Below are 11,595 nucleotides of genomic sequence, written 5' to 3'. Positions count from 1 at the left end.
GTGCCGGCGCCCGGGACGACGAGGACGGCGGCGCCGCCGGTCGCGGTGTGCGCGCGCAGGTCGGCGAACGCGCGGGTGACGTCGCCGCGGTAGCCCTCGATCGGGCGGATGTCGAGCTGGACGACGTTCTCGTCCGGCGTGGTGAGCTGGGACAGCGTCCACCAGGGGTGGCCGGTGTCGCGGGCGTGCGAGGCCGTCTCGGACAGGTCGCGGTAGGCGGACCGGCCGAGGTCGAGCGGGCCCTTCCCGCCGCCGGCCGCGGCCATCCAGGCGGCCTCGAGGAACTCCTGACCGGTGCGGACGAGGTCGTGCGCGCGGGTACGAACCTTCTCGGGGTCCACGACCAGGACGTGGGCGCCGTCCGGGAGGACGTCGGTGAGCAGGTCGAGCTCGCCCTCGCAGAGGACCGGGATCAGGGCCTCCATGCCCTCGGTCGGGATGCCGTCGGCGAGCTTGGCGAGCATCTCGGTGAGGTGGGCGTCCGCGGCGTGCTGGCCGACCAGCTCGCCGGCCTTCTCGCGGACCTCGTCGGTGAGCAGCAGCTCGCGGCAGGGCGGCGCGGTGAGCTCGGTGACCTCCGCGCCCTCGCCCGCGAGCGAGCGCTGGTCGGCCACCGCGAACAGGCGGATCTCGGTGACCTCGTCGCCCCAGAACTCGACGCGCACCGGGTGCTCGGCGGTCGGCACGAACAGGTCGAGGATGCCGCCGCGGACGGCGAACTCGCCGCGCTTCTCGACCATGTCGACGCGGGTGTAGGCGAGGGCGACGAGGCGCTCGACGAGCTCATCGAAGTCGTGCTCGGTGCCGACCGCGAGCCGGACGGGGTCGAGGTCGCCCAGGTTCGGGGCCATGGGCTGGATGAGGCTGCGCACGGTGGCGACCACGACCCGCGGCGCGTCCCCGCGGGCGAGCCGGTGGAGGACCTCGAGGCGCTTCGCGACGGTGTCGGCCCGGGGCGAGAGGCGCTCGTGGGGCAGGGTCTCCCAGGACGGGAAGCCCGCCACGACGCCCTTTCCGAGCAGGTCCGTGAGCGCGGCGGTGAGGTCGTCGGCCTCGTGACCGGTGGCGGTGACGGCGAGGACCGTCGTCCTGGCGGCGAGGGTGGCGGCGACGAGCGGGCGGGCGGCGGTGGGGCCCTCGAGCTCGAGGTTGGCCGCGCCGACGGCGTCGCGAACCGTGGTGAGGGCTGGGTCGGGCAGGACGGCTTCGAGCAGACCGGCGAGCGGACTGGGCTTGGACAAGACGAATGCACCCCTGGCTTCGAGCACGCACGGACACACCCCTGCCCGGGACGAGCCTATGGGAGGGGTTCTCGGTAACCAGCCTACGTGGCGGCACCGACAGGATTTCGGCGGCGACCGCCGGCCGGCCGCCGCCGCCGTGCGCCTATGGACGCCAGACGAGCGGCGCTCGCCCGGATGATCGGTGCCGCAGTCCGGTCAGCTCGATCCGGGTCGGGTCGAGGCGCAGCAGCGCGAAGACCGGGTCGGTGCTGCTCGGCCAGAACAGCACCGGGTCGTAGCCCAGCGGCGGCTCGGTGGTGGCGAACAGCTGCCAGATCCGGTCCCGGTCGGCTTGGTCGGCGGCGACCGTCGCGATCGCCTCGACGTGCACGTTGTCCTGCTCGGGATCCCAGTAGGTGAGGCTCACCCGCGGCTCGCGGCCCAGGTGCCGGATCTTGTCGCTGCCGGCGGTCGTGCCGATCCAGCCGACGTGGCCCTCCCAGATGGGATGCAGGATCCGGGTGCGCGGTGCGCCGTCCGGCCCGACCGTCGCCACGGTCGCCCAAGCGATGCGGGCGACGCGCGCCTGGAACTCCTCGGCGATCTCGCTGAACGACTCCACTAGCACGGCCGCACCCTACGCGGCGGCACCGACAGAATCCCGAATCCCAGTCGCCCTCTGGATGCTGCTTCGCCGCCCTCTGGATGGCAGCCCCCACCCTCTCCGGGGGCACCCCTCAACGCCAGTCTATCGGTCGGGGGCGACAGAACGGGGCGGCGAGTGTCTGCTGTGGACAACCCGGTCGGTTGTGGACAACTCCCTCAGAAGCGGGGTGGGCGCTTCTCGAGGAACGCGCGCACGCCCTCGGCGTAGTCGTCGCTCCGCACCGAGGCCTCGTACAGGGCGTGCACGGAGTCGTCCTCGTCGAAGTGGCCGGCGGTGATTCGGGCGATGATCATCTTGGCGCCGCGGACGGACACCTGCGCGCGGCTCGCCATCGTGGTCGCCAGCTCGTTCGCCCGAGCCACCGGGTCCGCGCACAGCTCGTTGACCAGCCCGATCCGCAGCGCTGTCGCGGCGTCGAGGAGCTCGCCGGTGAACAGGATCTGCCGCGCCCACGCCGGGCCGACCGCGTCGACGAGGTGCTTGGTCGACGTCGCGCTGTAGACGATGCCGAGCTTGGCCGGGGTGATGCCGAAGCGGGCGTCCTCGGCGGCGATCCGGAAGTCGCACGCCAGCGCGATCTCGCAACCGCCGCCGACGCACACGCCGCGCACCGCCGCGATCGTCGGCTTCGGCAGCGTGGCGATGGCGCGTTCGCCGGCGTGCACGGCCGCGCCGTAGCGGCGGGCGCCGTCGGGGTCGGCGCGCAGCGCGGCGAACTCGCTGATGTCCGCACCCGCGGAGAAGTGGTCCGTGCCGCGAACGACCAGCGCCCGCACGTCGTCGTCTGTCGCCACCGAACCCAGCAGCCCCGGTAGCGCCGACCACATCTCGAAGCTGATCGCGTTGCGCTTGGCCGGGCGGTCGATGCTCAACGTCGCGACGGCGCCGTCGATCTCCAGGCTGAGAGTCATGGTTCTCCGGTCACGAGCGATGCGTCTGCGCGGACGGCCACTCGCCACCGTCCGCGAACCATCCGGCGTCGGGCCACCGGTTCTTCAAACTGTTCCTGGCCGCGTCCACCAGGCGCTGATCGACACTCACGCGGCGACGGTAGCCAGTTCGGCGAGTGTCGCGGCTATCGCGGGGTGGTCGCGGCCGCCGGCGCGGGTGCAGGTCAGCAGCTTGCGGCTGGGTGCGGCGCCGTCGGCGAGCGGCAGCCTCGTCAACGGCAGGTGCGGCGGCAGGTATGCGAGCCGCGGCACGAGGCCGACGCCGAGCCGGTGCGCGATCAGGTGCGCGATCGCGTTCCACTCCAGCGCGTTGTGCACGACGTTCGGCGTGAAGCCGGCCGCGCCGCAGGCGGACAGCGTGTGCTGGCGGCACGTGCACGCCACCGCCGGCAGGATCCAGTCCTCGCCCGCCGCCTCGCCGAGCCGCACGGACTCCTGGCCGGCCAGCGGATGGTCGGCGGGCACGACGAGGTCGAAGACGTCGTCGACAAGCGGGCGCTGGTCGAACCGCGGGTCGCCGGCCGTCGGGTTGTCGGGGGTGGCCTCCAGGACGGCGAGGTCGACGGCGCCGTCGAACAGCAGGTCGTAACCGGTCTGCTGCTCGACCTCCTGGATGTGCACGTCGAGGCGCGGGTGCTTGGCGCGCAGCGGCGCGACCGCGGGGGCGAGCAGCATGGCGACGGCCGTGGGGATGCCGCAGAGGCGCAGCAGTCCGGCGGGCTCGTCGTGGCTGGTGCGCAGGTCGATCTCGGCCTGCTCCCAACGCGCCTCGATGGCGTCGGCGTGCTCGAGCAGGCGCTGCGCGGCGGGCGTGAGGCGCACCTTGCGGCCGTGCGGCTCGAGCAGGGTGATGTCGAGCTCGCGGCTGAGCTGGCGGATCTGCTGGGACGCTGCCGAGGTGGTGAAGTGCAGGGCCTTCGCGGCGGCGGTGATGGTGCCGTAGTGCGAGACCGCGCGCAGCACCCGGAGCCGGCGCAGGTCAATCATGTAGGCGATACTTCACGGTGCCGTTCGGAAAGTCAACGTGGACGTACACGTTCACCGCCACCACCCTGGACCCATGACGCACTGTCCCCACTGCGGCTGGCCCGACGCGGAACCCTTCCAGATCGTCTCCCGACACCAGACGCACGAAGGCCAAACGATGTGGAGCCGCTGCAGTTGCGGCTCGCTGCAGGTGCGCGTGGTGGACGGCGCGTGCCACCGCATCGTGGCACGCTCCCGCCCCGCGGCCTGACGTCAGGCGAGCGCCTCGCGCAGGGCCTTGAGGTCCTCGTCGACCCGCGGCTGCGCCTCCTTCAGGCGGGCGCGGCAGTCGGCCAGCGCGGCGACCCGGCCGTCGATCTCCTTGGCCAGCTTGTCCTTCGACGCCGCGGCGGTCGCGGTGGCCTCGCGGCGTTCGCGGACGTCGACGCGCCACTGGTAGGCCGCCACGAGCGGCGCGGTCAGCCCGATCACGAGCCAGCCCCAGCCGGCCACCCCGGCCAGCACCAGGAACACCGCCGCCACGGCGAGCGCCACGCCCGCGAAAACCCGACGTTGCCCGGACACGGCCGCGCCCGCGTCGATCCGGGAACGCAGCCGCGCCACCGAACCCGTGTCCGGACCGTCCGGCGTGATCGTCACCGTGCCCTGCCGCGTGCGCGCCTCCACCCGGAACGGCGCGTCCGTACGCGCCGTCGCCGCGAGCCGGTCGGCCGCCGCCAGCACGAGGTCGCCGAGGATCCGCACCGCCGCGGCGCGCCGGCCGGGACGCGCGGAGTCGGCCGCGTCCTTGCGCAGCAGCTCGATCGTCTCGCCCGCGGGTCCGTCCCACGCCCGCGCCTTGTCGCCCGTCCCCTCGATCACCGCGCGCAGCTCGCGTTCCCGCGCCAGCAGCGGCAGCTCGACGGGACTCCCCTCGTCGACCAGCAGCTCGACCACCCGCAGCACCTCCGGGTCGACCTCCGCCGCCGGCTCGTTCGGCGCAGCGGCGAGCGCCGACTCGACCCACGCCCGCAGCGCCGACAGCCCGGCCGCCGCCGACAGCGCGGTGCCCAGCTCGGCGACACCCTCGAGCTCACGCGGCAGCGGCGCCGAACTCGCGCCCGCGGTACCGAGCGAACGCACGGCGCTCACGGCGGCCGCGCGTGCCTCGTCGGGCAGCGCCCGGACGAACTCGACACCACGCCGCCGCGCCAGCTCCCACCCGGACTCGCCGAAGAAGCCGTCCGCCGCGAGTGTCCACACGGCACGCTCGTAGCGCGGCAGCGCCGTGCCCGGCGCGGGCAGCGCGTCCGCCAGCGTCTCGGCGCTCACCGTGCCGCGCCCGCCGAGCAGGCCGGTGCCGAGCACGTGGAACACCGTGGCGCGCTGGGCGTCGCGGGCCCGGGCGAGCGCCAGCGAGTCGGTGTCGGCGACCCCGTCGGCGGCCACCCGCAGCGCCACGAGCGCCGGTGCGAGCCAGTAAGCGTCCACATCGGACACTTCACCGGCGGCCCCCTCGCCGGTGAGCAGCCGGCGTGCCTGGTGGCGCACCCGGCCCTGCGCGTCGAAGAGGCCGAGTGTCACCCGCAGGTCGCTGATCTCCACGAACGCGTCGAACGCCGCGGACAGCCGGTTCAGCCGCTGCTCCAGCGAGCCGCGCACGTTGGACAGCTCCGAGTGCAGCCGGCGCTGGCTGGACCGCGCCGACGCGAGCGAGGCGCTGACCGAGGAGAGATCCGCCTCGAGGCCACGCAACCGCTTGTTCTGCCGGTAGTCGTCCCAGCTGTCACTTCGCATGAAGTCGATGAAGTCGTCGTTCACGGGGCATCTCCTCCAGCCGCCCGGGTCCTCACACGAGTGCGACGCGTGGACCGGCATTCTGGACCCCATGACTTTCCGGGCGAAGTTCCTGGTCCTCGCAGTCACCATGGCCGCGCTCACCGCCTGCACCGACGCGCCGGCCGACCGCGAGGTCGGCGAGGTGCCACCGCCGCAGGACGAGCAGTCGGCCACACCGACCCCGCCGAGCAGCACCGAGACCCCGGCGCTGCTCGTCGAGCAGGTCGGCGGCGGCCTCGAGCACGGCTGGGACGTCGGGTTCCTGCCCGACGGCAAGGTGCTGATCACCGAGCGGCCCGCGCGCATCTCGCTGCTGTCCAGCGCGAAGCCGGGCGCCGAGGTGTCGCAGGTGAAGGCCGACCTGTCCGATGTGTACGTCAACGGCGAGGGCGGCCTGATGGGCATGGTCGTCCACCCGGACTTCGAGCAGACGCGCCGCTTCACCACCTGCCAGACGCACACGGAGAACGGCGACCCGCAGGACATCCGGCTCGTCACCTGGCGCCTCGCCGAGGACGGCAAGATCGCGACGCGGGAGAAGGAGCTGCTCACCGGGCTGCCGCTGAGCACCGGCCGGCACTCCGGCTGTCGCCCGACGATCGGCGCGGACGGCGTGCTGGTGCTCGGCACCGGCGACACCGCGCAGGGGAACATCCCGCAGGACAAGACGAACCTCGGCGGCAAGGTGCTGCGGCTGGACCTGAACACCGGCGAGCCGGCGCCCGACAACCCGTTCATCGACGCGAAGAACAAGAACGAGCGCTACGTCTACAGCTTCGGCCACCGCAACATCCAGGGCGTGGCCATCCGGCCGAACGGCGGCCAGATCTTCACCGCGGAGCACGGCCCGTCGTCGAACGACGAGGTCAACCTGATCCAGGCGGGCAAGAACTACGGCTGGGACCCGTCGCAGGGCGGCCAGGTCGGCGGCTACGACGAGAGCGTGCCGATGACCGACCTGCAGCGCTTCCCGGACGCGGTCCCGGCGAAGTGGCAGTCGGGCGAGACGACGGAAGCGGTCTGCGCGGCGACGTTCCTGGCCGGCGACCAGTGGGGTGCGCTGAACGGGGCGCTGGTGGTGACCGCGTTGAAGGGCGCGAAGGTGTTGCTGCTCAAGCTAACCGAGGCGGGCGACGTGGACTCGGTGTCCATCCCGAAGGAGTTCAACAACCGCTTCGGCCGGCTGCGCGCCGCCCGCTCGGGCCCCGACGGCGCCCTCTACATCACGACGACCAACGGCACCGACGACAAGCTCCTCCGCGTGACGCCGCGGTAGTCGCGGGGAGGTTTCGCACGGCCGAGGATGCGGCCCGGCGCGCGAGCCCAGTTCCATGGCAGTTCGACGACAGTGCGAGTCGAACTGGGAGGAGCTGTCGTGAGACGTGCCATTCCACTGGCCATCCTGGCCTTGGCATCGGTGGTGATCGCCCCGGCCACGGCGCGGGCGGCGGCCTGTACCTGGCAGGCCGAGGCGCTGCCCCTGCCGACCGGCACCAGCGGCGGGGTGGTCGACGGCACCGACCACGCCGGCGGCTACGCCGGCACGGTCTACCGGTCCGGGTCCGGCCGCCACGTGGTGAGCTGGCGGAACGGCACGGTCACCGACCACGGCACCGTCACGCCGGCCACCACGATCCGGGTGGTGGACCAGAACCGTGCCGGGACCATCCTGGCGAACACCGCCTACGGCCAGTGGGGCCAGGTCAAGCGGGCCTTCCTGGTTCGCGCCGGGCAGTGGACCGAACTGCTGCCGGTACCCGGTGCTACGCAGACGGTCGCCACGGCGGTCAACGACGCCGGCGACGTGTTGGGCACCAACTACGTCAACCGCACGAGCGGTACCGGCCAGGTCGTGGTGCGCTGGCCCGCCGACCAGCCGGCCGCGCCCGTGGAGCTGGCCGGCGTCCCGCTGCACGCCGACGCGATCGGCCTGGACACCGACGGCACCGCGCTGGTCGGCATCCGGGCACAGGCGGGCGCCCACGCCTGGCCGCACCTGTGGCGCGCCGGCGTGCTGGCCAAGCTGGCGGCCCCGCCCAACACCCGCGAGCCGACCGGCACCGACATCGCCAACGGACGGGTCACCGGCGGCGCCCGCACCAACGGGCCCAGCAAGGGCGTGTACTGGGATCACGACCGCGTGCCGCGAGTGCTGGGCAGCAGCACCGAAGGGCTGCACGTCAACCGGGACGGGATGATCGTGGGTTCGGCGACCCACCCCGACATCAGCCACTCGGTGTTCCGGCTCGGCACCTTCGAGCACGAGTTCGGCACGTTCGACGACCACGTCTACGTGGGAACGATCTCGGACGACGGCACGTTCGCCGGCAGCGCCGTGATCGCCGGCACCAACTCCGCGGCGGTCTGGCGCTGCGGCTGACGGAAGCCTGGAAGGCGTTTCAGGGGGCCTCGCGCAGCTCGGGTTTGCTCTCCAGGTGGTGCAGGCCGTTCCACGACAGGTTCACCAGGTGTGCCGCGACCTCCGCCTTCCGCGGACGCCGCGAGTCCAGCCACCACTGACCGGTCAGCGCGACCATGCCCACCAGCGCCTGGCTGTACAGCGCCGCGAGCTTCGGGTCGTAGCCGCGCGAACTGAACTGCCGGCCGAGGATGTCCTCGACCTGGCGCGCGATGTCGTTGAGCAGCGAGGAGAACGTCCCCGTCGAGGACGCCACCGGGGACGCGCGCACCAGGATCCGGAAGCCGTCGGCCGAGCTCTCGACGTAGTCCAGCAGCGACACCGCGGCCCGCTCCAGCAACAGCCGCGGGTGGGCGTCCTCGGCGAGCGCCGTCGTCATCGAGGTCAGCAGGTAGTGCATCTCCCGGTCGACGACGACGGCGTACGCGCCCTCCTTGCCCCCGAAGTGCTCGTACACCACCGGTTTCGACACGTTCGCCCGGTGCGCGATCTCCTCGACCGACGCACCGTCGAAACCCTTCTCGGCGAACAACGATCTGGCCACGTCGAGCAGCTGCTGACGCCGTTCCTCCCCACTCATCCGCACGCGGGGAACGGGGGCTCCGGCCCGACCGGCCGGCGCCCGGACGCGGTCTCGCCGCCGGACTGCCATCTGCGCAACCCTACGGGCACACACCGACAGCCGTGGATCGGTTTACTCGGCGCCGACCGTGATCTTGGCCAACCGCTGGGAGGTCGGCCACCGCACGTTGTACACCCAGCCGAGCTTCTCGAAGATCCAGATGATCCGTGCGGAGGTGTCGATCTGGCCGCGCTTGACCCCGTGCCGGGCGCAGGTCGGGTCGGCGTGGTGAAGGTTGTGCCAGGACTCGCCGAACGACAGGATCGCCAGCGGCCAGAAGTTCGCCGCCTTGTCCCGGCTGACGAACGGGCGCTCGCCGATCATGTGGCAGATCGAGTTCGTCGACCACGTGACGTGGTGCAGGATCGCCACCCGCACGAAGCCCGCCCAGAAGAACGCGGTGAGCGCGCCCCACCACGACCACGTGACCAGCCCGCCGATCAGGGCCGGCAGCGCGAAGGTCAGCACGGTCCACAGCACGAACAGGTTGTTGACCCGCACGATGTCCCGGTCGGCCAGCAGGTCCGGCGCGAAGCGCTCCTCGTTCGTCAGGCTGCGGTCGAACATCCAGCCCATGTGCGCGTGCCAGAAGCCCTTGGCCAGCGCGAGCGGCGAGGTGCCGTACAGCCACGGCGAGTGCGGGTCGCCCTCCTTGTCGGAGAAGGCGTGGTGGCGCCGGTGGTCGGCCACCCAGATGATCGGCGGGCCCTGCACGGCCATCGAGCCGGCGATCGCGAGGAACACCCGCAGCCCGCGCTTGGCCTTGAACGAGCCGTGCGTGAAGAGCCGGTGGAAACCGATCGTCACGCCGAGGCCGGAGAAGTAGAAGAAGAACACCGCGAGCCCGACGTCGAGCCAGCTCAGCCCCCAGCCCCAGGCGAACGGGACGGCCGCGACCAGCGCCGCGAACGGCACCAGGATGAACAGGTACACGGCGAACTGCGTCCATCCGTTGCGCCTGCCGACGGTGACCGGCTTCGGGCCGGATGCCTCGGCTCCACTCGGCGTCTGCTCGAGGGTTGTCGTCATCTGTACCTCTTGTTCCTCGTCGTGTCCCGTTGGTCCGGTTAGGGCAGCCTCGCCTACGGATCCGTAACCTACGACAGCGTAGGTACATGCACGACGAACGCGCCAGACCCGGCATGCAAAGGCCCTGGCGAAGCTCGTCAGTGATGCAGGTCACACCCATTTGGCCGCACTCCGGCGTTCCTGCCTGGGTACCACTGCCCCCGCGCCAACATGCATGCCACGATGTCCAACCGTGGGTGTTACACCGCGCCCACGGTCCGCCGTGGTGTAAAGGCAGCACCTCAGATTTTGGTTCTGATGGTCCAGGTTCGATCCCTGGCGGCGGAGCTGCCGGGCGGGAAGCGGGACGACGAGCAGCACGAAGGTTGGGCGGCCAGGCGTGGATGGCGGCGGCGAGCGAGAGGATGTCGACCTGCCGGCGTTGGACGAACGGTCCGACGCATGGCTGGTGGGACGCGCCCGGGAGCTGCTCGCGATCGCCCAGGTGAGCGAGCGCGGCGCCCGCTCCCGGCACATCGACGAGCTCGACCGGCTGCTGGCCGAGGTCCGCCACCGCGGCGAGCCGCGGATGGTCGCGCAGCTGCTTCGGGCGTCGGCCGTCATTCGGGTCAACGACACCGAACGGGCGGTCTCGGCGGAGGCCGAGACGATCGTGGACGAGTTTCTCGCCCACTCCACCCACCACGAGTTCCTGGTGCTGCAGGCCGACGCGCACGCGTTGCGGGCCAAGCGGTTCCTGCTGACCGGCGCCGAGGACGTCGCGCTCACCGAGGCCGCGGTCGGGCTCGCGATGCTCGACGAGAAGTTGCCGCCGGACGCCGAGTTCGGGCCGCGGGTGTGGGACGTGCTGATGGCGTCGACGCTCATGGACCTCGGCCTGGTGCTGATGGAGTTGGGCGTCTACGAGGTCGGCGACCAGGTCATGCGCCGTGCGCACCGGTACATCCGCAACGGCGCGGGCCCGCACGACATCTCGATGCACCTGGTCACCCGCTGCCGCATGCAGCTGGGCTGGGGCCTGCGGCTGGAGCGGATCGGCGAGGACGAGCAGGCCGCCGAGCGGTTCACCCGCGCGGCCGCGATGGCGGGCGACGTCGAGGCGCCGTTCCACCAGTCGCTGTTCCCGCGCCGCAGCGACCTGCCGGCCGCCGACCAGCTGGCGGTCGTGGGCGCCGCGCACGCGCTGGCCGCGCCGGGCCCGGAGTACATCGCCCGGCTGAACTCGCTGCTGGACAACGCGCCGCCGCGCGAGGCGATCTTCGTGGCCGTCGCGCTGGCCCGCTGCCTGGAGCGCGCCGACCGGATCGAGGATGCCGTCGAGGTGCTCACCGACGTGCAGAAGTGGCTGGACAACTCCGCGCCGGAGCCGGCCCTGCTGCTGTGCGTGATCCGCGAGTACGCCCGGCTCTCCGGCGGCGACGAGGACGGCGACCGCACGATCGGCGCGCTGCAGTTCTATGTGGCCGAGCTGGAGAGCCAGCTGTGGGACATGCGCGAGTCGCGCGCGGCCACGCTCGCCACCCGCCGCGAGCACGAGCGGCTGGCCCGCCGGCACGGCACGGTCGCCAGGCAGGCGCTGCAGGACCCGCTCACCGGGCTGCCGAACCGCCGCGCGCTGGACGAGCGGCTCGCGGAGCTGTCCGTCGACCGGCGGCCGCTGGCGATCGCACTGGTCGACCTGGACGGGTTCAAGGGCGTCAACGACCGGCTGTCCCACGCCGAGGGCGACGACGTGCTGCGGGTGGTCGCGAGCACGATCCGGGACACCCTGCGCGGCAGCGACATGGTGGCCCGCTACGGCGGCGACGAGTTCATCGTGCTGCTGCCGGGCGCGCCGCTGCTCGCCGCCGCGGCCGCGCTGCGCCGAGCCGCGGTGGGGG

At 72.4% G+C, this 11,595-nt stretch carries 9 protein-coding genes, 1 tRNA gene and 1 pseudogene; 4 read left to right on the top strand and 7 right to left on the bottom strand.

Annotation, left to right across the window (positions count from 1 at the left end; all coding sequences use genetic code 11):
* The 5 genes and pseudogenes from ACRDSK_RS26570 to ACRDSK_RS26550 all read right to left on the bottom strand — a co-directional run.
* Window positions 1-1,241 (bottom strand): annotated as a pseudogene (locus ACRDSK_RS26570) (transcription-repair coupling factor); the annotation flags it as partial.
* A gap of 145 nt (window positions 1,242-1,386) precedes the next feature.
* Window positions 1,387-1,851 (bottom strand): pyridoxamine 5'-phosphate oxidase family protein, encoded by a 465-nt coding sequence (locus ACRDSK_RS26565; RefSeq protein WP_431444025.1) that lies wholly within the window; start codon window positions 1,849-1,851, stop codon window positions 1,387-1,389.
* Window positions 1,852-2,045: 194 nt separating this feature from the next.
* Window positions 2,046-2,801, bottom strand: a complete 756-nt coding sequence (locus tag ACRDSK_RS26560) for an enoyl-CoA hydratase/isomerase family protein (RefSeq protein WP_431444024.1) — start codon at window positions 2,799-2,801, stop codon at window positions 2,046-2,048.
* 126 nt (window positions 2,802-2,927) lie between these two features.
* On the bottom strand, window positions 2,928-3,827 hold the full coding sequence (locus ACRDSK_RS26555) for a LysR family transcriptional regulator (RefSeq protein ID WP_431444022.1): 900 nt from the start codon (window positions 3,825-3,827) through the stop codon (window positions 2,928-2,930).
* A gap of 252 nt (window positions 3,828-4,079) precedes the next feature.
* Window positions 4,080-5,627 (bottom strand): hypothetical protein, encoded by a 1,548-nt coding sequence (locus tag ACRDSK_RS26550; RefSeq protein ID WP_431444021.1) that lies wholly within the window; start codon window positions 5,625-5,627, stop codon window positions 4,080-4,082.
* Window positions 5,628-5,694: 67 nt separating this feature from the next.
* On the opposite strand from ACRDSK_RS26550, the gene ACRDSK_RS26545 reads away from it, so the two are divergent.
* Entirely contained in the window at window positions 5,695-6,921 is a 1,227-nt protein-coding gene (locus ACRDSK_RS26545) for a PQQ-dependent sugar dehydrogenase (RefSeq protein ID WP_431444020.1), read from the top strand.
* A 99-nt stretch (window positions 6,922-7,020) separates the two neighbouring features.
* Window positions 7,021-8,025, top strand: coding sequence for a hypothetical protein (locus ACRDSK_RS26540; protein ID WP_431444019.1), 1,005 nt, complete (start codon window positions 7,021-7,023; stop codon window positions 8,023-8,025).
* Window positions 8,026-8,044: 19 nt separating this feature from the next.
* Here ACRDSK_RS26540 and ACRDSK_RS26535 read toward each other — a convergent pair whose 3' ends face one another.
* Together ACRDSK_RS26535 and ACRDSK_RS26530 are read right to left on the bottom strand one after the other, a co-directional pair.
* Window positions 8,045-8,644, bottom strand: a complete 600-nt coding sequence (locus tag ACRDSK_RS26535; protein ID WP_431444018.1) for a TetR family transcriptional regulator — start codon at window positions 8,642-8,644, stop codon at window positions 8,045-8,047.
* A gap of 114 nt (window positions 8,645-8,758) precedes the next feature.
* Window positions 8,759-9,715 (bottom strand): acyl-CoA desaturase, encoded by a 957-nt coding sequence (locus tag ACRDSK_RS26530; RefSeq protein ID WP_431444016.1) that lies wholly within the window; start codon window positions 9,713-9,715, stop codon window positions 8,759-8,761.
* Between the two features lie 256 nt (window positions 9,716-9,971).
* On the opposite strand from ACRDSK_RS26530, the gene ACRDSK_RS26525 reads away from it, so the two are divergent.
* Window positions 9,972-10,042: transfer RNA gene (locus tag ACRDSK_RS26525), tRNA-Gln, on the top strand.
* Between the two features lie 52 nt (window positions 10,043-10,094).
* A partial coding sequence (locus ACRDSK_RS26520) for a diguanylate cyclase (RefSeq protein WP_431444014.1) occupies window positions 10,095-11,595 on the top strand: 1,501 nt, incomplete at its 3' end.

This window comes from Actinophytocola sp. (assembly GCF_050699915.1).
In the GTDB taxonomy this organism is placed as follows: Bacteria; Actinomycetota; Actinomycetes; order Mycobacteriales; family Pseudonocardiaceae; genus Actinophytocola.
The sequence above is the reverse complement of the archived record's forward strand: the minus strand, read 5'-3'. Positions and strand labels throughout refer to the sequence as shown.

What these genes read in the sequence shown, in the direction of transcription:
- ACRDSK_RS26560 (WP_431444024.1), bottom strand. Translation starts at nt 2,801, where the DNA reads ATGACTCTCAGCCTGGAGATCGACGGCGCCGTCGCGACGTTGAGCATC.
- ACRDSK_RS26555 (WP_431444022.1), bottom strand. Translation starts at nt 3,827, where the DNA reads ATGATTGACCTGCGCCGGCTCCGGGTGCTGCGCGCGGTCTCGCACTAC.
- ACRDSK_RS26545 (WP_431444020.1), top strand. Translation starts at nt 5,695, where the DNA reads ATGACTTTCCGGGCGAAGTTCCTGGTCCTCGCAGTCACCATGGCCGCG.
- ACRDSK_RS26535 (WP_431444018.1), bottom strand. Translation starts at nt 8,644, where the DNA reads ATGAGTGGGGAGGAACGGCGTCAGCAGCTGCTCGACGTGGCCAGATCG.
- ACRDSK_RS26530 (WP_431444016.1), bottom strand. Translation starts at nt 9,715, where the DNA reads ATGACGACAACCCTCGAGCAGACGCCGAGTGGAGCCGAGGCATCCGGC.